This is a genomic window from Limnohabitans sp., assembly GCF_040401135.1.
Lineage (GTDB): Bacteria > Pseudomonadota > Gammaproteobacteria > Burkholderiales > Burkholderiaceae_C > Limnohabitans.
Window position 1 is genome coordinate 40935 of record NZ_JBBAOV010000010.1, and the last position, 23609, is coordinate 64543.

The following is a 23609-nucleotide window of genomic DNA, read 5'->3' on the forward strand; positions in this document are numbered from 1 at the left end:
TCAGCACCCATCAAGACAAACGGCTGACGCCGGGCAACTCACACCCGTAAATGGCGTTGCGCAAAGCGGCAATCGCCTCATAACGCGTGAAGCTACGACGCCATGCCAACACCACACGGCGCGTGGGCGGTTCGCCCCCTTTGTCGTCGGTGATGGGCAAGTAGCGCACATAAGTTTCTTCACTTTTCTTGCGCTTCGATTGGGTGCCCAGCGCTTCTTTAGGCACGCTCAAGCGTGGCACCAGCGTCACACCCATGCCGGCAGCCACCATGTGTTTGATGGTCTCGAGAGAGGAGCCTTCAAAGCTCTTTTGAATGCCCGAGGCATTGCTAGAAAAGCGCGCAAATTCAGGACAGACCTCCAACACATGGTCGCGAAAACAGTGGCCATTCCCCAACAACAACATGGTTTCATTTTTCAACTCATCCGCGCTCACCTGCTTTAAGGCGGCCAGCGGGTGGTTGCTGGGCACGGCGGCCATGAAGGGCTCGTCGTACAAGGGCGCAGTGGCAAGGCCCGTGTCTGGAAAAGGTTCGGCCATGATGGCGCAATCAATCTCTCCGGTACGCAACATTTCTAGTAATTTGACCGTGAAGTTTTCTTGCAGCATCAACGGCATTTGCGGCGTTCTGGCAATCGCCTGACGCACCAAGCTCGGCAGCAAATAAGGGCCAATCGTATAGATCACGCCCAGCTTTAACGGGCCAGCCAGCGGGTCTTTTCCGCGTTTAGCAATTTCTTTGATGTTGGCCGCTTGCTCCAACACGCTTTGCGCTTGACGGATGATTTCTTCACCCAAGGACGTCACAGCCACTTCGTTGGCGCTGCGCTCAAACAGCTTCACACCCAACTCTTCTTCGAGTTTTTTGATGGCCACAGACAGCGTGGGCTGCGACACAAAGCAGGTTTCGGCAGCGCGGCCAAAGTGTTTTTCGCGGGCCACGGCCACGATGTATTTAAGTTCGGTAAGGGTCATGTTTTTTTAAGCCTTCAAGAAGTCTGATTTTCCACCCAACCAGCGACTCACATGCCGCTCGGCCAATTCGGGGTGCATGTCCAGCATCAACGGGGCCAATTCTCGGGCCCATTGCAGCAACTCGCCGTCTTCTGCCAAATCGGCAAAGCGCAGCAGCGCAGCGCCTGATTGGCGAGCGCCCAAAAATTCACCCGGGCCGCGAATTTCTAAGTCACGCCGTGCAATCTCAAAACCGTCCGAGGTTTCCACCATCGCACGCAATCGCTCACGCGCTGTCTCGCTCACGCGCCCACTCTCTCCCGTGGCGTACATCAACACGCAGGCCGATGCCGCCGCTCCGCGCCCGACACGTCCGCGCAACTGGTGCAACTGGCTCAGTCCAAAGCGCTCGGCATGCTCAATCACCATCAGCGATGCGTTGGGCACATCCACGCCCACCTCAATCACGGTGGTGCTGACCAGCACACCCATCGCCCCGCTTTCAAACTGGGCCATCACTGCTTTTTTGTCGGCTGGCGGCATGCGCGAATGCAGCAGGCCCACCAGCACAGGCGTTGCACCCGGCGGGTTGAGCGCCTCCAGGAGCAAGGCATGGGTTTCGGTGGCATTGGTCAGGTCGAGCGCTTCGCTCTCCTCAATCAGCGGGCACACCCAATACACCTGACGCCCTTCCTCCAACTGGTGGCGGATGCGTTCAATCAACTCATCTCGCCGCGACTCCGACACCAGCTTGGTCACCACCGGCGTGCGGCCCGGCGGCAACTCATCGAGCGTGGACACATCCAAGTCCGCGTAATAGCTCATCGCCAAGGTGCGAGGGATGGGCGTGGCGCTCATCATCAGCATGTGCGGCTCTTGCTCTGGCATGCCGTCGTGGGTGAGCATCTTCTCGCGCAACGCCAAGCGCTGCGCCACACCAAAGCGGTGTTGCTCGTCGATGATGGCGAGTGCTAGGTTTTTGAAGACCACCTGCTCCTGAATCACCGCATGCGTGCCCACCACCAAGGCCGCCTCGCCGCTGGCAATCAGCCCCAACATTTCGGTGCGTTCCTTTTTCTTTTGACTACCCGTCAGCCACGCCACGCGCTTGCCTAGCGGCGTGAGCAAGGGCTCTAGCCAGCCAATGAGCTTGCGAAAGTGTTGCTCGGCCAAAATCTCGGTGGGGGCCATCAGCGCACACTGCCAGCCGCCGTCCATGGCCACAGCGCCAGCCAGTGCCGCCACCACCGTTTTGCCTGAGCCCACATCACCCTGGAGCAACCGGTGCATGGGCACTTGGCGCATCAGGTCCAGCGCAATCTCTTCGCCCACGCGGCGCTGTGCGCCCGTCAAGCCAAAAGGCAGCACGCCCAATAGCTGCTCGTGCAGACCGCCTTTTTTCAGCACCAACGCCGGCGCACGCAGTTCGTCACGCGCCCGCTTAGATTGCAATTGCGACAGCTGCTGCGCCAGCAACTCTTCGGCTTTCAGCCGCTGCCATGCAGGGTGCGTGCGGTCTTCCAGCTGCGCCAACGACACATCGGCGGCAGGGTGGTGCAGAAAATGCAACGACTGCTCCAGACCCCAAGCCTTTGCGCCAGCACTCATGGCCGAGCGCGGCATGTGGTCGGGTGGAATGGTCTCGATAAACGCGCCATGCCGCGCTGCATGCACCAGCCCGCTGTGCACCGCCTTGCGCAAATACACCTGCGGCAAACCTGCCGACGTGGGGTACACAGGCGTAAGCGCATTGGGCAGCTCGCCGCCCGCCATGTGAAAGCTGGGGTGCATCATGGTGCGGCCCATAAATCCGCCCTTCACCTCACCGCGCAAACGCAAGTGGTTGCCCACGGCCAGCGCTTTTTGTTGGGATGGGTAAAAGCTGAAAAAGCGCAGCGTGCACGTGTCAGAACCGTCGTCCACCACAACCAACAATTGGCGGCGGGGTTTGTAGGTGATTTCACACGACACCACCGTCGCTTCGATCTGCGCCATATCGCCCTCGCGCGTGTCGGCCAGCCGCACGATGCGCGTCTCGTCTTCGTAGCGCAGCGGCAGGTGCAGCGCCAAATCAATGTCGCGGTCCAACCCAAGCTTGCGCAACGCTTTTTGCGGGGCGGAGAGGGGTTTGTTGTCCGTTTTAGCTTCAGGCTTCACGGGTGGCTTGGCGCGAGTCATGGGACAATTGTGCCTCTGTCATTTGATCTCCTTCAACTTGGAACGGGCCTGTCCGGCCCTCAAGCGCATGTCACACACCTACACGCTCAGCGATTTTGATTTCGAACTGCCTGAGTCTCTGATTGCCCAGCACCCCGCCTCTGAACGCAGCGCCTCACGATTGCTGGATGGCCGCCAGGCTGAGTTTGCCAATCACACGTTCAAAGACCTCCCTACCCTGCTGAAAGCCGGAGACTTGCTGGTGTTCAACGACACCCAAGTGGTGAAGGCACGTTTGTTTGGCGAGAAGCCAACCGGCGGCAAGTTGGAGCTCTTGGTGGAACGCGTGCTAACCAACCACGAAGTGGTAGCCCACATGAAGGTAAGCAAAAAGCCGCCCGTGGGCACCGAGCTATTGATGAGCGGTGGCCAATATAAAGGCGGATTCACGGCCACGCTGCTGGGGCGCTGGCCTAACGAAGACGGTCAACTGTTTCGCTTCAAGTTCAGCGACGAGCCGCACACCTTGATGCAGCAGCACGGCCACATGCCGCTGCCGCCTTACATTGAGCGCCACCAAAACACGGCTAACGCGCAACATGAAACCGAAGCCGACAAAGCCGAGGACGAGCGTCGTTACCAAACCGTGTTTGCCAAGCACCCAGGCGCAGCCGCTGCGCCCACCGCCGCGCTGCACTTTGACGAAGGCGTGCTGCAAGGGCTGGAGGCCCAAGGCGTGTCACGCGCCAGCGTCACACTGCATGTGGGCGCGGGCACGTTTCAGCCGGTCAAGACCGAGGACCTGTCTGAGCACCGCATGCACAGCGAGTGGTACAACATCCCCCCCGAAACCATCCAAGCAATTGCCGACTGCCGCGCTCGTGGTGGTCGCGTGGTGGCGGTGGGCACGACCAGCGTGCGCACGCTGGAGAGCTGGGCGCAAAGTGGACTGACGAGTGGCGACACGCAAATCTTCATCACGCCGGGCTTTGAATTCAAGGTGGTGGATGTGCTGATCACCAACTTCCACTTGCCCAAGAGCACCTTGCTCATGTTGGTCAGCGCGTTTGCAGGCTTTGAGCACATGCACGCGTTGTACCGCCACGCCATTGCCCACCAATACCGATTCTTCAGCTACGGCGACGCCATGCTGTTGGAGAAAAAATCTGCTTGAAAGACCGACCATGTTGAAGTTTGACATTCTCGCCAAAGACACCCCTGCCGCAGACGGCAACTACGCGGGCAGCCACGCCCGCCGCGGCACGCTCACGCTCAACCACGGCGTGGTGCAAACGCCCATCTTCATGCCAGTGGGCACGTATGGCACGGTCAAGGGTGTGATGCCGCGCAGCCTCGAAGAAATGGGCGCGCAAATCATCTTGGGCAACACCTTTCATTTGTGGATGCGCCCCGGCACGGAGGTGATGCAAAGCTTTGGCGGTCTGCACGACTTTGAGCGTTGGAACAAACCCATCCTTACCGACAGTGGCGGCTTTCAGGTGTGGTCGCTGGGTGCGATGCGCAAGATCACCGAAGAGGGGGTGACGTTTGCCTCGCCCGTGAACGGCGACAAGCTGTTCATGTCACCCGAGGTGAGCATGCAAATTCAAACCACGCTCAACAGCGACATCGCCATGCAGTTGGATGAGTGCACCCCGTATGAAACCAAAGGCCACCTGACCACGGAGGCGGAAGCCCGCAAGTCAATGGAGATGAGCCGCCGCTGGGCCGTGCGCAGCAAGGAAGAGTTCGCACGTCTGGAGAACCCCAACGCCTTGTTTGGCATCGTGCAAGGCGGCATGTTCCCCAACTTGCGCCAAGAGTCGCTGGACGCGCTGGTGGACATGAACTTCCCCGGCTACGCCGTGGGCGGCGTCAGCGTGGGGGAGCCCAAAGCCGAAATGCTAGAGATCATGGCCCACACGCCCCACCGCTTGCCCGAGCACAAGCCGCGCTACCTGATGGGCGTGGGCACCCCCGAAGACTTGGTGCAGGGTGTGGCCGATGGCGTGGACATGTTTGACTGCGTCATGCCCACCCGCAATGCGCGCAACGGCACACTGTTCACCCGCTTTGGCGATTTGAAAATCCGTAACGCACGCCACAAGGCAGACCACGGCCCGCTCGACAGCACCTGCACCTGCTACACCTGCGCGGGCCACACACGGCTTGACGGCACTACCAGCGGCGGCTTTAGCCGCGCGTATTTGCACCACCTCGACCGCTGCGGCGAAATGCTAGGCCCCATGCTGACCACCGTGCACAACCTGCATTACTACCTCAACCTCATGCGCGAAGTGCGCGAGGCTTTGGACGTGGGTCAGTTTGGCGCGTTTCGCGCCAAGTTCAAAGAAGACCGCGCACGCGGGGTTTAAATTAACCTTGCAAATCATGGAATTACGATCCATAATTGCAAGGATGATAAACCGCCAACTCAGCCACCTCTTAAGCGAAGAATTACGTCACTCCCCCGCTGTCGCCTTGCTCGGGCCTAGGCAGGTGGGTAAAACCACGTTAGCGCTTGCGGTTGCAAAAAAAACTCCTCATGTTTATCTCGACCTTGAATCCGAGCGCGATCGCGGCAAGCTTGCACAAGCCGAAGCTTATCTAGAAACACATCTCGACAAATTGGTCATCCTTGACGAGGTGCACCGTGCCCCCGGGCTCTTTCCAGTGCTGCGTGGATTGATAGACAAAGCACGTCGCTCCGGCGATGCCGCAGGGCGCTATCTGTTGCTGGGCTCTGCCTCACTGGACGTGCTGCAGCAATCGGGCGAGACACTGGCTGGCCGTATCGCCTATTTGGAATTAGGCCCTTTCAACATCCTTGAAGCCTCTGCTGAAAACGCCAACCAGTTGTGGATGAGAGGCGGGTTTCCTGAGAGCCTGAATGCCAACTCCGATGCACGCAGCCTTCGATGGCGCGAAAACTTCATTCGTACTTATTTAGAACGCGACATCCCGCAGTTTGGACCCCGCATTTCTGCCGAAATGCTTCGCCGTTTTTGGACCATGCTGGCTCACCACCAAAGTGGCCTGCTGAATGTGGCTCAGCTCGCACGCAACTTAGGAGTTGATGCAAAAACGGCGCATAGCTACATAGACCTGATGTGCGACTTGCTACTCGTTCGCCGCCTCCAACCTTGGCATACCAACATCAGCAAGCGCTTGGTCAAAGCGCCCAAAGTTTATGTTCGAGACAGCGGATTGGTAAATGCGCTATTGGGAATTGAAACCTTAGAGGAACTGCTTTCACACATGGTTGTCGGCGCAAGCTGGGAAGGTTTTTGTATCGAAAACATCTTGGCTTGTGTGCCCCCATCTGTCACTGGCTACTTCTACCGAACCAGCGCGGGAGCTGAGATTGATTTGTTGCTTTCTTGGCCCAACTCAGAACTGTGGGCGATTGAGATCAAGCGCAGCACAAGTCCCAAAGTAGAACGTGGGTTCCACAGCGCTTGCAATGACATCAATCCGACTCATAAATGGGTGGTGTACCCCGGTCAAGAAAGCTATCCGCTAGGAAACGACATTCACACCACGTCGCTAGCTGCCATTTGCCGCATGTTGCAGCAAAAAAACTGAGCTTAAGCCTCGGTGGTGAACACCGTCAGCACGCCGGTGTAGCCATGCAGCTCTTGGTGGGCAATTTCGCCACCCGCAAAGAAGCCCACCAAGGGGACATCACCCAAGGCACGACGCACGATTTGCAGCTCGGCACTGGGGCCGCCAAAATGTGGCCCACCTCGACCTGCGCAGCTCACATAAATAGCGCCCGCCATGCGGCGTGCTGGGTGCGGGTTGGTGTGGGTGTCGGCGTTCAAAGCGCCGGCCAAATCGGCGGTCATTTCTTCGGGTTCTAAGGCCTCGCGAATTTCGGCGCAGATGCGTGTCAGGTCAGCACGTGCAGCCCCTGCATTGCGTTGGCAAAACGTCAGACGCATGCCCGCCTCTACGGGTTGCGCCACGGCCACCGCTTCGCGTGCAGGGTCGATGCCGATGATGTGACGCACCAGCACCGCATCATCAAACTCGCCAGTGCGCTTGATGGTGGGGTCATGCTCGGCCGACAAGCCCACCAATGTGGCGCGCACTTTGGCAATGGCGGGTTGCTTGTCGGCGAGGCTGATTTGCAAGTCGCGCTCCATCACATGAAGTGCGGGTTCGTTGTCCAAGGTCAGCACCACGTTGTTGTCCGCGCTGGTGATGATGTGCACCTTGGCCACTGGCAAGCAGCCTTGCGTTACGCGCGACACCATGGCCACATGGGCATCAAATGCAACGCCGCTCAAGCCGCCATGAAACACGCCCGTGGCTTTGCCCTGCCCCGCGATATTGCCGTCACCACTGAGCGCAAACTGCACCACATCCGTTCGGCTGGCAGAGAGGCCGCCGAACACATAGCCACTGGCCGTGCGTTGGGCCAGCTCGGCAATCAGCTCGGGCACGTCGGGTGTGTTGGCGGCAGCGTGTAACAGCGCCGTGTGCGGCACAAAACTGCTGCCACGTTTAGAACCAATACCCGCTTGCGCCAACGGAGCCACACCGCTGAACACGCGGTAATGTTCAGGTGCTATGTCGCACAGCATCACACTGAGCGCGGGCTCGTCAAAGTACTCCACGTTGTTGGCCGCAATACCCACGCCCACGGTGCCGGCCCAGTCGGTAACCTCAGGCAGCTCGGAGCTGAGGTGAGACAAGATGTCTTGCGCATGCGTGGCGTAGTGGTCGGTGATGTAGAGCAGCCCGAGGTGCGGCGTATCCGCGTAATCGGGCAGCGCCATATGGGCACGCAACTGCGCCAGCACCAGGCCGGCGGCCATCTCCCACTGCGGGTGGGTGGCGTGGCCGTAGGGGAAGAGTTTCATCTCTTGCGGGCGGCTGTCTTGCGAGCCGCTGGCTTTTTGGCTGCCGAAGTTTTGGCTGTGGGGGCTTTGGCTGCGGTTTTGCGCGGTGCGGCTTTTGCCACAGGTTTTTTGGCCGCCGGCTTGGCTGCTTCGGCAGCCGCATGCGCCTTTGCACGGTGCGTCATGTCGTTCATGGCATGTGTGGCGATGTGCTGAAACTGGTCGGTCAACGCGCCCCACCAATGCGCAGGATCAACCCCTGTGGTTGCAGCTTTTTTGCTGCGTGATTTGCTGGCCTTGGGTGCTTCGGGCTCAGCCTCATGCGCCACTTCGGCTTCCACCTCTGGCTCGGCCTGCACAGGCGCTGCTTGCGTGAACGAATACTTGGGTCTTGCTGGCTCAGCAGGTGCTGCCGCCTGCGGCTTGGCCTTGAGCGAATCGGCCAAGTCGTTGAAGCTCATGTTCATGCCCTTCAAGGTGTTGAGGGTCATGCGCTGCACCTCAAGGGCTTGAATGGTGGCACCCACGGCCTTGCTGTTTTGCTCTAGCCAGAACTGCACTGTTTTAAGTTCTTGAATACGCTTTTCAAGTTCTTCGGGATCTAGCGTGGGCGCCACCCAGCCGGGCGCGGCAGACGTTGTGGCGCCTCCTCCGGGTGTGAGGTTTTTTAAAAAATCAAAGCCCGGAACGAACTTGGTGAAATCAAAGCCGGCTGAGTCGGTCATGTCTGTCTCCTGTGTGTATAAGTCGCATTAAACCAAACCCCGGCCCACAGCAGGCTGACAGATCAATGCTTGTGATCGCCGTGGTTGTGATCCATCTGTTTTTGCTGCTGCATCATGGGCGCTTGCATGCCCACTTTCACTTTCAGCTCCACATTCGACTTCACGCCTTTGGCGTCTTGGAACGTCAACGTCACTGGCACAGTGGTGTCTTTGGCCAATGGGGCCTTCAAGTCCATCAACATCAAGTGGTAGCCGCCGGGCTTGAGCTCAACGGCTTTGCCTGCGGGCAGGTCGAGGCCGTTGGGCAAAGCGGCCATCTTCATGATGTCTTTTTCCATTTTCATTTCGTGAATCTCGGCCACGCCCGCCACGGGGCTGCTCACGCCCACCAGTTTGGCATTGTCTTTGGCAGTGATCTTCATAAACGCGCCCGTGGCCTTTTGGCCCTGCACGGTGGCGCGTGCCCAAGCGTCGGTCACGGTGACGTTTTGTGCAAACGCGCTAACAGCACACACGGTGGTGAGCGCAGCGGCGATGAGGTGTTTTGAAAATTTCATATGTGCTCCTTGGGATTAATGGTGATGGTCGTGTTTGGGGGCGCTTTGCACATCAAGCAAAGCGGCGGGTGATTTCAAGCCACGGGTGGATGTGCCGCTGGCAGGAATATCTGACCAGTCATTTTGACCGCTCTCGCAGGTCTGCAACACCTTCACCCAGAGTGGGCCCGCTTGGTCGGGCAAACGGCCCATGAAGGCGAACTCGTCAAATTGCTCGTCTGGCAGTGCGGTGTCTTTGCTGGCCGCGATCCAGCGCAACTCCACCACATCGTCGGTCACAGTTGTGCCGTGGCTGTTGTAGGGCGTGGCAAGTTTGGCCTTGCGCGAGGTGAGTGTCCAGCCTGTTTTGGGCTGGGGCTTGGCGCCTTGAAAACCTGAGGGTATTTGCACGATCAGTCCTGTGGTGGCTGAACCGCTGCAGCCGTGGCCCACGCGCAACGTGGCTTTGTAATAGCTTGCAGCGATGGCTTTGGGCTCGGACAAGACGATGTGTGCTTGCGCCAACGGAAGAAAAGCCGCACTGAGCAAAAAGAGTTTGATTTGTTTTTTCATAGGGAAATGTTTCGTCAATCGTTTCAGGGTTGAAGTTAGTCGATCTTGGCCTCGATGCCGAAGTAAATGGCGCGGCCATCACCTGGGTAATACATCGCCGCTGTGTTAACGCCAGCCAAGTTGGCAGAGATGCTGCTGTCAGCCGCGTATTTTTTGTTAGTCACGTTACGGGCGTCGGCAAACCAAGACCATTTTTTGTCAATGGCTTGACCCGCTTTGAAACCAACCAAGGTGTAACCATCGCGGTAAACGCTGTTGGTGTTATCCATTGATGCTTTGCGTGGAACCCATTCAATTTTTGGTCCTGCATAGAAGCTTGGCTTACCGTTGACTTCTGCCCCGAAGCGATAGAGGCTTTCGGCACGAACAATGATGGGAGGGAAACCTGGTAGCTGGTTGTTGCCATAGGCGGAGTTGTCCACAAATTTAAAGTCGCCATAAAGCAATGCCATGCGGCTGTCGATTTGACGGGCATACAAATGACTCAAGCCCAGCTCAATGCCTTGATGCATCGATTTAGGCACATTGGTTGTTGGTGCGGGTGAGCAACCAGGGACAACACACGCGCTCAAAAACTCGTTCCTCAAGTTAGCGCGATAGTAGGTTGCATCCCAACCAAATTGGCTGCTGCCATCTACTGCCTCGCCGCGTGTGCCCACTTCAAACGTTGTCCCGCTTTGAGCTTTGTTAGCCAATGAAGTGGCACCTGCCAAACCATGGATGGGCGCTTCAAAGTTGCGGCTCACACTGGCAAAAACTTGATTCTTGGGCGTTAAGCCATGCGTCACGCCAACTCGGGGGCTCCATTGACTAAAGTCGTGGTCGTAGTTGTTGGATGCAGCAACCACATCAGAAACTTTGCGATTCGCTTTGTCGTATTGCAATGCGCCGACCAACGTTGTCTTGTCAGAGATGCGGTATTTATCCTCTACAAAAAAGGAGTGGTTTGTAGACTTTTGCGAATAATCTGAGGTCGGATTGCCAGTCACCAAACCACTTGCATTGGCAGCATGTGACGTGCCTTTGGTTGTTCCTGAACTTGGCAGATAGGCGACCGTCACTTGGTTTGCGCCGGATATATTGGTGAGCTTGAGATGCCCGCCCTGTGTGTCCACATTTTGCTGAATGATGCCGAAGGCAATCGGATGCCGGAGGTTGTAATTCATGGCGTAGGCGGCAAACTCATACACATTGTTACCGTCACGCACCGTTGTTTTATTTGCCACGCGTTGTGAATCAATGTCACGGCGCTGGTTGTTGTCATTGACGTAGGCTGCGCCAGAGTTGCGGATGTTGGGTGTTGATTCCAACTGCGCAATTGTCAAATAGCCCGGCAACTGCGTGCGACTACGAACTGCAGCCACATAAAAACGTGACTCCACATTGCGGCTCACTTTCACGCCAAAGTTAGCCAACAACTTTTGGTTTTCCATTTCAGCGTGTTGACGAAAACCATCTTGCTTGGTTTGCGATCCTGCCACGTAGTAGTCCCAAACATTTCCACCCACCTGGGTGGGCTTGGCAACGCCAGCGGTGCTGCCAAAAACTTTGTTGTACCCAAAGCTACCCGCTTCAGCCTTGCCCACAAACGAAGGACTTGTATAACCCGTGGGAGCCACAAAGTTGATGGCGCCACCCAGCGTGGTTGCGCCATAGGTGGTGGCGTTTGGACCGCGCAACACTTCGACATAGCGTGAGGCATTGGGGTCAAGTGTTTGCATGTCAAACATGCCGTCGGCGTAGTTGATGGGCACACCGTCTTGCATCACTTTGGTGCCAAACCCGTGATACGTCCGGCTTAAGCCTGAACCACGGATGGCCAAACGTGCCTCTTCGGAGCCAAACCGATCTTGAATGAAAACGCCAGGAGCCAAACCCAAGCTGTCGCTCCAGGTTGATTGGCGGCCTTCGCGTACGTGGTTCAAATCCACGATGGACGCACCGCCGGGAATGGTTTTAACGATTTCTTTGGCACTCTCGATAGAGTCCTGGGTCAAAGAATTGGGCTTTGCCGTGATCACCACGGTGCCAAATCCTTTGCCTTCTGATGACTGCGCCAATGCAGTCCCAGCGAAGGCCATGATCAGAGAGATGACCCACACTTGGCCCCAGTAAATGGGTGAGTTTTTTTGCATTTAACTTTTCCTAAAACCTCGTTGGCTTGCGATGCGCAAACGCGCAACACAAAGCCAACTAAATAGGCGGCGGCACATGACCGCACGCCCGCTTTAACGATCAGAGGGAAAGTGCAGGCGGCCCACGCGATGGGAGCGGGGGTGCAGTGAGGGCCGCAATGTGCGCTGAAGCCACGGGCTGCAGGGCATGAGCCAGAGGGGAAGGTTGCGTCAACGCGTTGTTGAGCGCGGGCGGCGGTGCGCTGATGGACGCGCACAAGGGGCAATCCAGCGTGAGGCTGGAAGCGGCCACATCGTCTTCGTCCTGCAGCACCAGTTTCATCGTGCCGGTGCCGGTGCACACCATGTCCATGCCCGCGGGGTTGAGCACGGGTGAGGCAATGGCCACGCCCACAGACAACGCAAACCACACCAGCACAAGGCGGGTGATTTGGATGGTGTTGCGTAGCTGTTGCATAAAGAGAATTATGTCGGAAGTCAAAAACAGATCAAACCCTCTGTTCATGCCCCGTCAAGCAGGGTTTTGTTGATATCCATCAACTACAGCGTGTCCGTGCAGGCGCAAGATGAAGTCCATAAAAAAGGGAATTGCTATGCATACACAACACGCCACCGCCTTCAAGCAAAAGCTTGAGCACCAACGCGCCGACTTGTTGGCACAAATTGCACAGCAACGCGGTGGCATCACCAGCCGCGCCGAAGTGGCTGCAGAGCACTTCGCACACAACGAAGATTCAGACGCGCAAGTCAACACAGCACGCGACTTGGAGTTCGCCATCAACGAACACGAAACCGCCAAACTAGCCGCGATCGATGAAGCTTTGGCTCGCGTTCACGCGGGCACTTACGGCCACTGCACCGACTGCGATGCCACGATTCCCGAAGCACGCCTGAACGCAGCACCCGAAGCGGCCCGCTGCATTGGCTGCCAAGAGAAAACCGAACACAACCACCACTAAGAGAGAAAGAAAATCACATGACCACTTTTCACGCCGTTGTTTGGATGGACCACAAAGAAGCCCACGTGTTGATGTTTGACCGCGAGCACGTGGAAAGCCAACGCGTCAAATCACGCTGCCACCACAAACACCAAGGCAAGCCCAATGAAGTTGCGCACCTGTATGCCGACATTGCCAAGGCCTTGGAAGGCACGCACGAAGTGTTGGTGACGGGGCCAGGCTTGGCGCGCGACGAGTTTCGCGATTGGTGCAAACAACACCACACCCATGTGAACGTGGTGGACAGCGTGTCCAGCGATCACCCCACCGATGCACAAGTGGTGGCCATGGCGCGCCAGTACTTCAAGAAGTTTGACAACATGGGCGCTGACCCCGCACTCGTCAAATAAGGGTCAGCGAAGCTAGTTCTTGATCAATCGCGCCAAACACGCTTTGGCCATCTTTGCCTTTGGCTTCGATGCGCACGGTGTCGGCAAACTGCATGAAGTCGGTGGTGGCTTTGCCATCGAGCGCGGTTTCCATGGCGCGTTTTTCGGCAATGCAGCTGTAGCCTTTGGGCCATTCAGTTTTGCCGTTTTGCTCAAAGCCTGCATTGCTGACTGTGCCGCTACTGACCACCGTACCCGCAAGCAGTGCGCGTGTTTTGCTGGCGTGCGCCACGATTTGGCCAAAGTGATGCGTCATATCAGTGCCTGCATCGCACATACCGACTTTGCGGCCGTTCCATGTCACTTGTACGGTCAAGTGCACGCTGCCGTTATCCCACGCGTCACTCAATTCGTCCAGCGTCACAGCCACGGGGCTGAATGATGCAGCGGCTTGGCTTTGCACGCTGTGCCAGGCGTGGCGCAGGGTGATGGCGTTGGACAGCATGACCAAGCGAATGCTCTCTAGCGCGTCGTCGGCCGATGCACCCAGGGGCACGTCGCCCGTGATGACAGCGATTTCTGCCGAAAAGTCCACGCCTAAGTTTTCATTGGCACACACCAGATGGTCGTGCGCGCCTAGCAATGCATCGCTGGCGGCTTGGTGCACCGCTAAGTCGCCGTCGCCCTCACCCAACAAGGCGGCGTGGCTAGCGTAGGCCGTGCCCGTCAGGCGCTGGTAGGCGCGGGGCAGCGGGGCCATGCACAAGGTGGGGTCAAACGGAAAAGCATGGCGCGGTTTGCCATGGTTGAGGGTGTCATACAAGTCTTGCAACTGTGGGGCCATGAAGCCCCAGTCGTCTAAAGCTTGCTGCATGCGGTTGGCGATGCCCGTCGCATAATGCGCGGTGCTCAGGTCACGCGACACAACCACCAGTTGGCCGTCGCGTGTACCGTCTTTGTATGTGGCTAATTTCATGCCACGATTCTATGAAAGAACGATGCCCCGCCATGCACGCCCGTGCCCTGCCCTTTAGCCCTTCAAGCCCGCCGCATTTGCAGCGCAAGCATGCGGTGTTGTTGGTGGCCGGCGTGCTGGTGCTGCACTTGTGGCTTTTGACCGGCTCGCCCCTGTGGTTCAACCCTGCGCCTGGCGAGCCGCTACACCCAAAGGCCATGCTGACCAGGCAGATCGAGGTGGCTTCGCCTCGCGCTGCGCAAGTGCCTACAACCAAAACGCCGCCGATTGCCAAGCCTGCCCCCACTCAGAACACCGAAGCGCCCAGCATGGCCAGCGAAAGCGGCAAGCCTTTGAAGTTTGACGACTTCGGCCATGACTTAGCCGCCCCTTTGTCTCTGCCAGTACGTAGCGCAGAAGCGGTTGACTTGCCGCCCTTCAAACGCGCGGGTACCGAAGGTTTGACCGAAGTCACTAGTTTTATCGCACCTGATTCAGCCCTGCTGAAATACAAGGTTGAGGGCCAAGCCAAGGGGTTGAACTACTGGGCTTCTGCTGAGCTCAACTGGCATCAGGACGGCAAGACCTACGAGGCGCGGCTAGAAGTGAGTGCGTTTTTGCTGGGCTCACGCGTGCAGGTGAGCAAAGGCAGCTTGGGCCCGGAGGGCCTCATGCCCACCCGCTTTGGTGACAAAAGCCGCAACGAATTGGCGGCTCACTTTCAGCGCGACAAAGGCATCATCAGCTTCAGCGCCAACTCTCCCAATGCCCCGCTGCTCACAGGGGCGCAAGACCGTTTGAGTGTGGTGCTTCAGATCAGCAGCCTGTTGGCAGCCGACCCCACACGTTTTCCTGCAGGCACGATGCTGTCTTTTCAAACCGTGTCGCAGCGTGAAGCCGAAGTCTGGCAGTTCTTGGTGGAAAAAGATGAACTGCTGCAGCTGCCTTTTGGCGAGATCAATGCCATCAAGCTCAACCGCAAGCCGCGCCGCGATTTTGATCAGCACATAGAGCTTTGGTTTGCGCCTACTTTGGGCTACTTGCCCGTGCGGTTGCGCATCACCAACGCCAACGGCGACTTTGTTGACCAACTATTAAGCAAGGCCGAAAAACCCAGCTCTTGAATTAGGGCTTTTGAATCCGATATGCTTAGATGCAATTCGTTTTTCGCCGAAAGATTCCCATGGACATGCTCTACAACTCCGACACGTACTCGGTGATGCACTTACAAGTGCAAGACGATGCGTTAGTCTTTATCCGTCCCGACGTGCCCGCCCTGGCCCGCCACGGCTTTGAGATTGTGGACAAGCGCTCAGGCAAAGAGATTTACCTTGAAGGCTCTTGGGCCGAGCAGTTTCAAGCGCATTTGCGCGCTTGGCAAGAAAACGCCCCCAGCCAAGAAGAGGTAGAAGACACCTTGGCGGGCTATGCCGTGCTGGCCCAAAACCCCGTGGTGGTCCACTAAGCCTACGACCTGCACGATACCTAGGGCGCTTCGGCGCCCTTTTTCATGCCCAGTCTTACCTACAATCGCACCCATGACTGCCTACATCCTTAATTTGTCTTGTCCTGACCGACAAGGCATCGTGCACGCCGTGTCTGGCTTTTTGCTGGAGCGCAAAGGCAACATTGAAGAAGCCGCTCAGTACAACGACCATGCCACGGGCTTGTTCTTCATGCGCGTTCAATTTGCGTGCGATGCGGTAGGCCAAGACACGTTGCGGACGCAACTCGCCACCTTTGCCGACAGCTTCGGCATGAAGTGGTCGCTGCACGACACCACCCAGCCCATGCGCACGGTGTTGATGGTCAGCAAAGAAGGCCATTGCTTAAACGACTTGCTGTTTCGCGTGAAAAGCGGCCTGCTGCCTTTGGACATTCGCGCCATCGTCAGCAACCACCGCGAGTTCTACCAACTGGCGGCCAGCTACAACGTGCCGTTTCACCACATTCCCGTGACGGCGACAACCAAGGCTCAAGCCGAAGCCAAAGCGTTTGAGGTCATCGAGGCCGAAGGTGCCGAGTTGGTGGTGCTGGCCCGCTACATGCAAATTTTGAGCGACGATTTGTGCAAAAAATTGTCAGGCCGCGCCATCAACATTCACCACAGCTTCTTGCCCAGCTTCAAGGGTGCGAAACCGTACTACCAAGCGCATGACCGTGGCGTCAAGCTGATTGGTGCAACGGCCCATTACGTGACCGCCGACTTGGACGAAGGCCCCATCATCGAGCAAGACGTAGCCCGCGTGGACCACAGCAAAACGGTGGAAGACTTCACCGCCCAAGGCCGTGACACCGAAAGCCAAGTGCTGGCCCGCGCCGTCAAATGGCACAGCGAACACCGCGTGCTGCTGAACGGCCACAAGACCGTGATTTTTAAATGAGCGCCAGCCGCATTCCGCCCATTCAGTGTTTGCTGACGTTTGAGGCCTTGGCGCGTTTGCGCTCGGTCACACAAGCTGCTGAAGAACAATGCGTCACCCCCAGCGCGGTCAGCCACCGCGTGAAGCAGTTGGAACAACTGTTGGGTGTCAAGCTTTTTGGCCGCGCTGATTTTTCGCTCACCACCGAAGGCAGCGAATACCTAGCGCATGTGCGCGAAGGCTTGGCCATCCTCGAGCGGTTTCCCGGCAAAGACGGCAGCGCCACACCCGGCAAACGCAAACTGCGTTTGGCCGTCACGCCCACATTTGCACGCTCTATCCTGATGCCGCGTCTGCGCCAATTTGCCGACGCTTACCCCGAGATCGACATCACCCTTCAGGTGAGTATTCCGCTTTTAGACGTGGTAGCAGAAGACGCTGACCTGACCATCCGCTTTGGCACGGGCCGCTATGCGGATGTAGAGCACATCTGCCTCATGAAAGACGACGTGACGCCCATGGCCTCACCCGCCTACATTCGCGAGCACGGACCGTTTGACGCGCCTGAAGATTTGACCGATGCCACCCTGTTGCGCAGCCCATTGGAGCCTTGGCGCACTTGGTTTGCAGCGCACGACCAAGACTGGCCCGAACCGATTGACGGCAGCAGCTTCAACGACATTGGCTTGATGTGCGACGCGGCAGCGCAAGGTTTAGGCGTGGGCCTAGTGCGCCTGAAGCTGGGCGCTCCATGGCTAGAAAACGGCACGCTGGTGCGCATTTTCCCGCGTCAAGTGCCTAGCCCGCATGGGCATTACCTGTGTTGGCGGACGGGGGCGATGGACCGATGGGAGTGCGCGGCGTTTGCGGATTGGTTGAAGAAGGCTGTTCCTTAAGCTTTGTTTGTAGTTGCAGGCTCTCTCGCTGTGAATGGGCGGGGCCGGTGTACAAAACCATTTCAATCCTTGCTGTAACTTTCTTCACGCGCTCATCCACAGTTTTGCCGTAAAGTGCAATGCATGAACGCTCCACTCAACTCCGACCTGCAAAACACCCTTGCCCGCGCTGAGCGCCAAGCTCTAGTGGTGCGAGCCTTGCTGCAAGTGCTGCCACAGCACGCCCTGCTCTACACCCTTGAGGACACGGTGCCTTACGAGTGCGATGGCCTGACCGCTTACCGCGCTCGCCCCATGTGTGTGGCCCTGCCCGAGACAGTGGATCAGGTGCAAGCGGTGCTCAAAACTTGTTACGCGCTTGATGTCCCCGTGGTCGCACGCGGCGCAGGCACGGGCCTGTCGGGTGGTGCGATGCCGCACACCATGGGTGTGACGCTGTCGTTGGCCAAGTTCAACCAAATTCTCAACATCGACCCTTTTGCGCGAACTGCGGTGGTGCAGTGCGGCGTGCGCAACCTCGCTATCAGCGAAGCGGTGTCGCAATTCGGTCTGTACTACGCGCCCGACCCCTCTAGCCAAATCGCTTGCACCATCGGCGGCAACGTGGCCGAGAACTCGGGTGGCGTGCACTGCTTGAAATACGGTCTCACCGTACACAACGTGCTCAAGGTGAAAGGCTTCACCATTGAGGGCGAGCCGATTGAGTTTGGCGGCGATGCGCTTGATACGCCAGGCCTCGACCTGTTACCCGTGGTGGTGGGCAGCGAAGGTATGTTGGCGGTGACCACCGAAGTGACCGTCAAGCTCGTGCCCAAACCACAGTTGGCTCGTTGCATCATGGCCAGCTTTGACGATATTCGCAAAGCTGGCGACGCAGTGGCTGCGGTGATTGCCGCAGGCATCATTCCCGCCGGCCTAGAGATGATGGACGGCCCCATGACCGCCGCCGTGGAAGACTTTGTTCACGCCGACTACGACCTGAGCGCCGCCGCTATTTTGCTTTGCGAGAGCGACGGCACACCCGAAGAAGTAGAAGAAGAAATTGGCCGCATGAGCGATGTGCTGCGCAACTGCGGCGCCACCGCCATCACGGTTAGCCGCGACGAAGCGCAACGCCTGAAGTTTTGGAGCGGTCGCAAAAACGCGTTTCCCGCCTCAGGCCGCATCAGCCCCGACTACATGTGCATGGACAGCACCATTCCGCGTAAGCGTTTGGCCGACATTTTGCAAGCCATCAGCGAGATGGAAAAAAAGTACCAACTGCGCTGCTTGAACGTTTTCCACGCAGGCGACGGCAATCTGCATCCGCTGATTTTGTTTGATGCAAACGACCCCGACCAAATGCACCGCTGCGAGCAGTTTGGCGCTGAGATTTTAGAAACCAGCGTCGCCATGGGTGGCACGGTGACCGGCGAGCACGGCGTAGGCATTGAGAAGGTGAACAGCATGTGCGTGCAGTTCAGTGCCGAAGAAAACGAACAGATGTTTGGCGTCAAGCGCGCCTTTGACAGCAAGGGCTTACTCAACCCCGGCAAGGTCATTCCCACCCTGCACCGCTGTGCCGAATACGGCAGGATGCTGGTACGCGCGGGGAAGATCAAGCACCCGGATTTGCCTCGGTTTTAATTTGCCCCGGATTTAAACGGGGTAAGCTCGCCCACCAAAGATAGCCGTCCCCACTCGCACCATCGTGCTACCCGCATGCACGGCGGCTTCTAGGTCGCCGGTCATGCCCATCGACAAGGTGTCGAAATGCGGCAGGTTCAAGGCGGCTTTCACGTCATCAAACAAGGCGCGCGTTTTGGCATGCACAGCCACTTGGGCGTCAAAGCCGTTCACAGGGTCGGGGATGGTCATGAGGCCGCGCAACACCAAGCGGGGCAACCTGGCTACTTCTGCAGCCAGCGCCAGCACGTCGGCGGAGGCAATGCCTGATTTGGTTTCGCCGCCGTCTATGTTGACTTGCAAACACACGTTCAGCGGCGCTAGATGTGCGGGGCGTTGGTCACTCAGGCGCTGCGCGATTTTGAGGCGGTCTACCGTGTGTGCCCAATCGAAGTGCTCAGCCACGAGTTTGGTTTTGTTGCTCTGCATAGGGCCGATGCAGTGCCACACCAGCGCAGGCTGGCTGTCTTGCGAGGCAATGATTTTGTCCACGCCTTCTTGGATGTAGTTTTCGCCAAAGTCGTGTTGGCCACACGCGGCGACTTGGCGTACATCGTCGGCGCTGAAGGTTTTGGACACGGCTAGTAATTGCACGCATCCAGCGACTCGGCCACTGGCCACACAAGCCGAAGCGACGCGGGCTTGAACTGCGAGAAGGTTGTCGCGCAAGATGTTGCTTAAATCGTGTTCAGGGGTACTCATGTGGGGCTACTTTAACAAGGCTACTGGGGCGTTACCTTTGCGACATGCGCAGCTTAGTCTGTGCCCCTATGATGCAGCGCAGTTCTACCCAACACGGAAACAACCATGTCCAGCATCAACGCCAAAACCTACGAACCCGCCGCTTCTGCTCACGTTGCCTTCATCGGCATGGGCGTGATGGGCTACCCCATGGCTGGCCACTTGGCCACTGCAGGCCACGCTGTGACGGTGTACAACCGCTCACCCGCCAAAGCCGAAGCTTGGGTGAAAGAGTTTGCAGCCAGCAAAGCACCCAAGAGCGCACTGACCCCACGCGAAGCCGCCAAGGGCGCGAGCATTGTGTTTTGTTGCGTGGGCAATGACAACGATTTGCGCTCGGTGGTGTTCGGTGCCGACGGTATGTTGGCTGGCATGGCGCCAGGCACCGTGTTGGTCGACCACACCACCGCCTCAGCCGACGTGGCTCGTGAAATTTATGCAGCAGCCAAAAACTTGGGCATCCACTTTATTGACGCTCCCGTGTCAGGCGGCCAAGGCGGCGCACAAAACGGGTTGCTGACCGTGATGTGCGGTGGCGAAGCGCCAGTGTTTGAGCTAGTCAAGCCGGTGGCCATGGCGTTCTCTCGCGCCTTCACCCTCATGGGCGAGCCAGGTGCGGGCCAGCTGACCAAGATGGTGAACCAAATCTGTATCGCCGGCTTGGTGCAAGGCCTGAGCGAAGCCATTGCCTTTGGCCAAAAAGCGGGCTTGGACATGAATCTGGTGCTGGATGTGATTGGCAAAGGCGCGGCACAAAGCTGGCAGATGGACAACCGCGGCAAGACCATGGTGGCTGATAAGTTTGATTTCGGCTTTGCCGTGGATTGGATGCGCAAAGATTTGGGCTTGGTGTTTGACGAAGCCAAGCGCAATGGCGCGGTGTTGCCCGTGACGCAGATGGTGGACAAGTTCTACGGCGACGTGCAAGACATGGGCGGCAAGCGTTGGGACACGTCGAGCTTGATCAAGCGTTTACGATAAACCTGCACGTCCACAAAAAAGCCCCGCAGCGCAAGCTGGCGGGGCTTTGTTTTTTCGCTGATGACGCTTACTTGATTGGCGTCACAACAGGCTGCTGCGGATTCGCCGGTGTAGGTGCATTGAGGTTGACCGATTCTGAGCTGCTGCGCTTAGGCTGCATGGCACGTAGCTCGTCTTCAGTAAGGAACTCAAACACGCGCACCACACGTTTCACACCCCCGATACCCCGCACCACATCGGTGGCTCGCTTGGCTTCGTTTTGGGTCACACGACCCATCAAATAAACAGTGCCGCGTTCGCTCACCACTTTGAACACGTTGGCAAACACGTCTTCGGTGTCCACCATGGATGCCTTGACTTTGGCGACCACCAGCACATCGCTTGCACGGTCACTGGTGCTAGACGCTTGCCCAATGGCGAGTTCGTTCACCACCGCTCGCACATTTTCTACGCGGCCAACCAAGGATTCCACCTGTCGACGCACGTTATCGCTAGACACCTCTCCAGTGATCAACACTTGACGGTTGTAGCTGGTGATGTTGATGTGCTCTTTAGTCCCAAAGTTTTCTCGCATAGCTGTGGCGCTGCGTTGTTCAATGCTTTCATCTTCAAGCTGAATGCCAGTTGTACGACGATCGCTGGCCACCATTGCACCGCCAATGACACCGCCAAAAAGCAAGGGTGCAGCACATGAGGCGAGCCCCAAGCACATGACCAAGGTTGAGAGCAACGAAGCTGTGGATTTGCTAAAAATGTTCATTCTTTACTTTCTGTATCACCGAGCAACTGCGCGTCCACGCCATCGCAAATGCAATGGATGGCCAGCAAGTGCACTTCTTGAATACGGGCGGTGCGGTCGTGCGGCACACAAATGTGCACATCGGTCTCGCGCAAGGCTTGGTTCATCTTGCCGCCGCCTTTGCCTGTGAGGGCTACGACTGTCATATCGCGTTCATGCGCGGCTTGAATGGCGGCCAATACGTTGGGCGAGCTGCCGCTGGTGGTGATGGCCAACAGCACATCGCCCGACTGGCCAAGCGCGCGCACTTGTTTTGAGAAAATTTGTTCGAAGCTGTAATCGTTGGCGATGGCGGTGATGATGGAGGTGTCGGTGGTTAGCGCGATGGCGCCCAACTCGGGGCGCTCACGCTCAAAGCGGCCCACAAATTCGGCAGCAAAATGCTGCGCGTCTGCGGCTGATCCGCCATTGCCGCACGCCAGTACCTTGCCACCACTGGTGACGCTGGCCAGCACGGCCGACACTGCGGCTGCGATGGGTTTGGACAAGACTTGCGCGGCCTGGTATTTCAGGTCGGCAGAGTCGATGAAGTGTTGTTCAATTCGTTGCTCAAGCATGTCGTCAATGATACCTTTAAGCATCAAAAGCAGCTTTGAACCATTGCAAATTTTCGTCATCAATGGCGATGACATCAAACCGACACGGGGGCACTTGGCGCAGTTTCAACAAATAGTGCTGCGCCGCAAACACAATGCGTCGTTGTTTCACAAACGTCACGCTGGCAAAAGCCCCGCCATGCTTGCTGCTCGAACGGTTTCGCACCTCCACAAAAACCAGCGTGCCATCCACATCCAGCATGATTAAATCTATTTCACCGCCACCTCGCCCAGGCGTCCGATAATTGCGCTGCGCCAGTTTCAAGCCTTGTTTTTGTAAATGTCGCAATGCGCGGTCCTCAGCCGCATCCCCTTTTTGCTTGGTGGTTGATAGCAAGTGCTCTTGCCCTAGACCTTCAGGTTTGTTCACAACATCTCCTCGATGAACGTTAACTTTGACTCCGCTTTGACAGCAGCGCACGCTGCCGCTGCTGCCCAAAACCACCCCACAGGTACGCTGTATGTTGTGGCCACGCCGATTGGCAACTTGGCCGACATCAGCTTGCGTGCGCTGCATGTGCTGAGTCTTTGCGACACAGTGGCTTGTGAAGACACGCGCCACTCACAAACTTTGCTGCGTGCCTACGGAATCGACAAATCGGCCTCGCACTGGCTGGCGTTGCACCAACACAACGAGGCCGAAGCCTCCGAAGAAGTCATACGCCGCTTGCAATCGGGCCAACGTGTAGCGTATGTGAGCGACGCAGGCACTCCCGCCGTCAGCGACCCCGGTGCTCGCTTGGCATGGCAGGTGCAAAGTGCGGGTTTGCGTGTTATTCCCTTGCCCGGAGCAAGCAGCGTAACTTCGCTTTTGAGCGCATGTGGTACGCCCGGACACGATTCATCAGGTTTTATTTTTGTTGGTTTCTTGTCGTCCAAAGCCACAGAGCGTGGTCATGCCGTTGAGTTGCTAAACCAAGAGCCACGCACCCAAGTACTGCTAGAGGCCCCGCATCGCATCGAAGCATTGGCTGCGGCATTGGGTATTTTGGGTGATCGGCCAGTCACTGTGGGCCGTGAATTGACCAAACAATTTGAAGAAATTGCCACAGTACCCGCCAAGGATTTGAGCGCTTGGCTCTCAGGCAATGCACAGCGCACGCGTGGCGAGTTTGCTTTGGTGGTGCACGCGCAAACTCAGGTGCTTGCTGAGAGCTCAGACAATGACCGCTTGCTAAAAATATTGATGCAAGAATTGCCTCTCAAAACAGCCGTAAAATTGGCTGCAGAAATCAGTGGCGAAGCTAAAAATGCTTTGTACAACCGAGCGTTGGAATTAAAACAAGCCTCTGCTGGCTGAGAAGCTTGGTGCGGCTGGCGGGGATCGAACCCACGACCCTTGGCTTCGGAGGCCAATA

General features: G+C 57.5%; 25 protein-coding genes. 12 read left to right on the forward strand and 13 right to left on the reverse strand.

Going from position 1 to position 23609, the window contains the following annotated elements; genetic code table 11:
- Positions 1-10: 10 nt before the first annotated feature.
- Together ABWP81_RS04535 and recG are read right to left on the reverse strand one after the other, a co-directional pair.
- Positions 11-976 carry a LysR substrate-binding domain-containing protein gene (locus ABWP81_RS04535; RefSeq protein ID WP_353139873.1) on the reverse strand — a complete coding sequence of 322 codons (966 nt, stop codon included), beginning with the start codon at positions 974-976 and terminating at the stop codon, positions 11-13.
- Between the two features lie 6 nt (positions 977-982).
- Positions 983-3133 (reverse strand): ATP-dependent DNA helicase RecG, encoded by a 2151-nt coding sequence (gene recG, locus ABWP81_RS04540; protein WP_353139875.1) that lies wholly within the window; start codon positions 3131-3133, stop codon positions 983-985.
- Between the two features lie 67 nt (positions 3134-3200).
- Here recG and queA point away from each other — a divergent pair, with 67 nt between their 5' ends.
- From queA to ABWP81_RS04555, 3 genes are read left to right on the forward strand one after another with little or no spacing between them, the layout of a single operon-like run.
- Positions 3201-4286 carry a tRNA preQ1(34) S-adenosylmethionine ribosyltransferase-isomerase QueA gene (gene queA, locus ABWP81_RS04545; protein WP_353139877.1) on the forward strand — a complete coding sequence of 362 codons (1086 nt, stop codon included), beginning with the start codon at positions 3201-3203 and terminating at the stop codon, positions 4284-4286.
- 10 nt (positions 4287-4296) lie between these two features.
- Positions 4297-5487: a tRNA guanosine(34) transglycosylase Tgt gene (gene tgt, locus ABWP81_RS04550; RefSeq protein ID WP_353139879.1), complete on the forward strand. Its 1191-nt coding sequence runs from the start codon at positions 4297-4299 to the stop codon at positions 5485-5487.
- Between the two features lie 43 nt (positions 5488-5530).
- Entirely contained in the window at positions 5531-6697 is a 1167-nt protein-coding gene (locus tag ABWP81_RS04555) for an ATP-binding protein (RefSeq protein WP_353139881.1), read from the forward strand.
- Between the two features lie 2 nt (positions 6698-6699).
- On the opposite strand, the gene ABWP81_RS04560 is transcribed toward ABWP81_RS04555, so the two are convergent.
- The 6 genes from ABWP81_RS04560 to ABWP81_RS04585 form a co-directional block, all read right to left on the reverse strand.
- The gene (locus ABWP81_RS04560; protein ID WP_353139883.1) at positions 6700-7980 is read right to left on the reverse strand and encodes an FIST signal transduction protein; all 1281 of its coding nucleotides are present in this window, start codon (positions 7978-7980) and stop codon (positions 6700-6702) included.
- A complete protein-coding gene (locus tag ABWP81_RS04565; RefSeq protein ID WP_353139885.1) occupies positions 7977-8684 on the reverse strand; it encodes a PhaM family polyhydroxyalkanoate granule multifunctional regulatory protein in 708 nt (235 codons plus the stop codon). The genes ABWP81_RS04560 and ABWP81_RS04565 overlap by 4 nt, the downstream gene beginning before the upstream one ends.
- A 62-nt stretch (positions 8685-8746) precedes the next feature.
- Complete coding sequence (locus ABWP81_RS04570; RefSeq protein ID WP_353139887.1) at positions 8747-9241, reverse strand: copper chaperone PCu(A)C; 495 nt, start codon at positions 9239-9241, stop codon at positions 8747-8749.
- A gap of 15 nt (positions 9242-9256) precedes the next feature.
- A complete protein-coding gene (locus ABWP81_RS04575) occupies positions 9257-9793 on the reverse strand; it encodes a YcnI family copper-binding membrane protein (protein WP_353139889.1) in 537 nt (178 codons plus the stop codon).
- A 35-nt stretch (positions 9794-9828) separates the two neighbouring features.
- Positions 9829-11928: a TonB-dependent receptor family protein gene (locus tag ABWP81_RS04580; protein WP_353139891.1), complete on the reverse strand. Its 2100-nt coding sequence runs from the start codon at positions 11926-11928 to the stop codon at positions 9829-9831.
- A gap of 100 nt (positions 11929-12028) precedes the next feature.
- On the reverse strand, positions 12029-12385 hold the full coding sequence (locus tag ABWP81_RS04585; RefSeq protein WP_353139893.1) for a DUF2946 family protein: 357 nt from the start codon (positions 12383-12385) through the stop codon (positions 12029-12031).
- A 136-nt stretch (positions 12386-12521) separates the two neighbouring features.
- On the opposite strand from ABWP81_RS04585, the gene ABWP81_RS04590 reads away from it, so the two are divergent.
- Together ABWP81_RS04590 and ABWP81_RS04595 are read left to right on the forward strand one after the other, a co-directional pair.
- Positions 12522-12887, forward strand: coding sequence for a TraR/DksA family transcriptional regulator (locus ABWP81_RS04590; protein WP_353139895.1), 366 nt, complete (start codon positions 12522-12524; stop codon positions 12885-12887).
- A 17-nt stretch (positions 12888-12904) separates the two neighbouring features.
- Positions 12905-13276, forward strand: a complete 372-nt coding sequence (locus ABWP81_RS04595) for a hypothetical protein (RefSeq protein WP_353139897.1) — start codon at positions 12905-12907, stop codon at positions 13274-13276.
- Here ABWP81_RS04595 and ABWP81_RS04600 read toward each other — a convergent pair.
- On the reverse strand, positions 13269-14231 hold the full coding sequence (locus tag ABWP81_RS04600; protein WP_353139899.1) for a fumarylacetoacetate hydrolase family protein: 963 nt from the start codon (positions 14229-14231) through the stop codon (positions 13269-13271). The two genes, ABWP81_RS04595 and ABWP81_RS04600, sit on opposite strands and share 8 nt — an antisense overlap.
- An 11-nt stretch (positions 14232-14242) precedes the next feature.
- Between ABWP81_RS04600 and ABWP81_RS04605 the strand changes: the two genes are divergently transcribed.
- From ABWP81_RS04605 to ABWP81_RS04625, 5 genes are all read left to right on the forward strand, one after another.
- Positions 14243-15334 (forward strand): DUF3108 domain-containing protein, encoded by a 1092-nt coding sequence (locus tag ABWP81_RS04605; RefSeq protein ID WP_353139901.1) that lies wholly within the window; start codon positions 14243-14245, stop codon positions 15332-15334.
- Between the two features lie 59 nt (positions 15335-15393).
- Positions 15394-15675, forward strand: a complete 282-nt coding sequence (locus ABWP81_RS04610) for a BTH_I0359 family protein (RefSeq protein WP_353136910.1) — start codon at positions 15394-15396, stop codon at positions 15673-15675.
- 73 nt (positions 15676-15748) lie between these two features.
- Complete coding sequence (gene purU, locus ABWP81_RS04615) at positions 15749-16594, forward strand: formyltetrahydrofolate deformylase (protein WP_353139903.1); 846 nt, start codon at positions 15749-15751, stop codon at positions 16592-16594.
- Positions 16591-17469 carry a LysR substrate-binding domain-containing protein gene (locus ABWP81_RS04620; protein WP_353136915.1) on the forward strand — a complete coding sequence of 293 codons (879 nt, stop codon included), beginning with the start codon at positions 16591-16593 and terminating at the stop codon, positions 17467-17469. The genes purU and ABWP81_RS04620 overlap by 4 nt, the downstream gene beginning before the upstream one ends.
- Before the next feature lie 123 nt (positions 17470-17592).
- Entirely contained in the window at positions 17593-19095 is a 1503-nt protein-coding gene (locus ABWP81_RS04625) for an FAD-linked oxidase C-terminal domain-containing protein (protein ID WP_353139905.1), read from the forward strand.
- 12 nt (positions 19096-19107) lie between these two features.
- Here ABWP81_RS04625 and ABWP81_RS04630 read toward each other — a convergent pair whose 3' ends face one another.
- On the reverse strand, positions 19108-19836 hold the full coding sequence (locus ABWP81_RS04630; protein ID WP_353139907.1) for a YggS family pyridoxal phosphate-dependent enzyme: 729 nt from the start codon (positions 19834-19836) through the stop codon (positions 19108-19110).
- Between the two features lie 105 nt (positions 19837-19941).
- On the opposite strand from ABWP81_RS04630, the gene ABWP81_RS04635 reads away from it, so the two are divergent.
- A complete protein-coding gene (locus tag ABWP81_RS04635) occupies positions 19942-20856 on the forward strand; it encodes an NAD(P)-dependent oxidoreductase (protein ID WP_353139909.1) in 915 nt (304 codons plus the stop codon).
- Positions 20857-20923: 67 nt separating this feature from the next.
- Here ABWP81_RS04635 and ABWP81_RS04640 read toward each other — a convergent pair whose 3' ends face one another.
- From ABWP81_RS04640 to ABWP81_RS04650, 3 genes are read right to left on the reverse strand one after another with little or no spacing between them, the layout of a single operon-like run.
- A complete protein-coding gene (locus ABWP81_RS04640; protein WP_353139911.1) occupies positions 20924-21616 on the reverse strand; it encodes a BON domain-containing protein in 693 nt (230 codons plus the stop codon).
- Complete coding sequence (locus ABWP81_RS04645; protein ID WP_353134601.1) at positions 21613-22212, reverse strand: phosphoheptose isomerase; 600 nt, start codon at positions 22210-22212, stop codon at positions 21613-21615. Before ABWP81_RS04645 ends, ABWP81_RS04640 begins: the two co-directional genes overlap by 4 nt.
- Before the next feature lie 16 nt (positions 22213-22228).
- Positions 22229-22621, reverse strand: a complete 393-nt coding sequence (locus tag ABWP81_RS04650; protein ID WP_353139913.1) for a YraN family protein — start codon at positions 22619-22621, stop codon at positions 22229-22231.
- 12 nt (positions 22622-22633) lie between these two features.
- Between ABWP81_RS04650 and rsmI the strand changes: the two genes are divergently transcribed.
- A complete protein-coding gene (gene rsmI / locus ABWP81_RS04655) occupies positions 22634-23551 on the forward strand; it encodes a 16S rRNA (cytidine(1402)-2'-O)-methyltransferase (RefSeq protein ID WP_353139915.1) in 918 nt (305 codons plus the stop codon).
- The last annotated feature ends 58 nt before the right edge of the window (positions 23552-23609 follow it).